Origin of the sequence: Streptomyces sp. URMC 126, assembly GCF_051386555.1 — a bacterium.
GTDB lineage: Bacteria > Actinomycetota > Actinomycetes > Streptomycetales > Streptomycetaceae > Streptomyces.
This window is the reverse complement of sequence record NZ_JBPQTX010000598.1, coordinates 1-1,463: the sequence shown is the minus strand read 5'-3', so window position 1 is coordinate 1,463 and position 1,463 is coordinate 1. Positions and strand designations below refer to the sequence as shown.

At 79.5% G+C, this 1,463-nt stretch carries 1 protein-coding gene; it reads left to right on the top strand.

Going from position 1 to position 1,463, the window contains the following annotated elements:
- Window positions 1–1,151 (top strand): hypothetical protein (locus ACSNOK_RS33000; RefSeq protein ID WP_436784469.1); only part of this gene is annotated, 1,151 nt, incomplete at its 5' end.
- Between the last annotated feature and the right edge of the window lie 312 nt (window positions 1,152–1,463).

The window sequence follows — 1,463 nt, the reverse complement described above, 5'->3', positions numbered from 1 at the left end:
CCCCCGACCCCTGGCAGGTCAAGCCCGCGCTCGTCCTGCTCCGCTCCCTCGTCTTCACCCTCCCCGGCTTCGGATACGCCCTCGGAGCACCCCTGCTCACCGGCGACCGGGGCGCCGGCGGGCTGCCCGACGGCACCGCGGGGCTCGTCGCCGCCGCCCTCACGGCCTGGGCGTGGAACCAGGCACTCGCCCACCGCGCCTACCTCCGGCTCGCCGCCGGCGGGCGGGCCGCCGCCGGCCGCTGCCTGCGCACCGGCGCCCCGCTCGGCGCGCTCCTGGCCACGGCGGCGGCGCTCGCCTTCCACGGGCCCGTCGGCGCCGCCTCGTTCGCCGTCGGCCAGGCGCTCTACCTGTCCGCCGCCACCGTCCTGCTCGTCCTGGGCCGCGAACGCCTGCTGCTGTACACCCTGCTGCCCGTCGCCGCCGGGGGCGCGGCCGTCCTCGTCGCCGAACCGCCCCGCGCCCTGGCCGTCGGCCTGCTGCTCGCCACCCTGGCCGGGGTGATCGGCACGGCGGCGTACCAGAACGCCCTGGCCGTACGGGAGGAGGGGACGCCGCCACCGGACCTCTCCCCCCTCGCCTCCGCCCCCTACGGGCTCTTCGGGCTCGGCTGCGGCGTCCTCACCGGCGTCGCCGCGCTCGGGGACGTGCTGCGCCACGGCAGCCACGCCGACCCCGCCGGCCCCACCGTCATCGCCCTCACCCTCAGCATGGGAGCCGCCGAATGGCTGCTCTACCGGTTCCGCAGCCGGGCCCTGCGAGTCCTCGCCCGCGCCACCACACTCCGCGGCCTGCCCGCCGGCGTCGCCCGAGTCCTCGGCCTGTGCCTCGCCGTGTACCTCACCGCCCTCGCGGCGCTGGCCCTCGCCGCCGACGCCGTCTGGCCCGGCGGCCCGCCGCCGACCCCGCTGCGCACGGCCGCGCTGCTCGCCCTCGGCGCGGTGCTGTGGACGGGACTGCTGCTCCAGGCGTACGGCATCGCCTGGGCGCCGGCCCTGCTCTGCCTCGGGGCGGGGGCCGCGGAGGCCGCCGCACTGGTGGCCCGGCTGCCGTCGCCGGCCGCCGTCCAACTCGTCGTCTGCGCCTGCGCGTCGACCGCTCTGGCCGCGACGGCGATCGTCCGGCTGGGGCGGATCACGGCGCATCGCTGACGCGGCGAGGGCGGCCGGACCGGGGCGGGGCGGCCCGAGGCCTCCGTTCTCCCGCACACCGCGCCGCCGCCCCGCGCGCCCGCACCCACGGGCGTCGGCCGCTCGCGTGTACCACCACGCCGCCGAGAGGCCGGGCGGTCGGCCCCGCCCGCACCACGGCCACCCCGGTGGCCGACCGTCCCCGTGCCACCGCACCACCGGGGGAGCCGTCCCCTGCCCCGCGCGGAGCGGTCCACCGACCGCCGTCCACCGTCCGTTCACCAGAGGAGCAACTCCACATGACCGCGCAGTCCCCGTCCCCCAGCGTCCCCG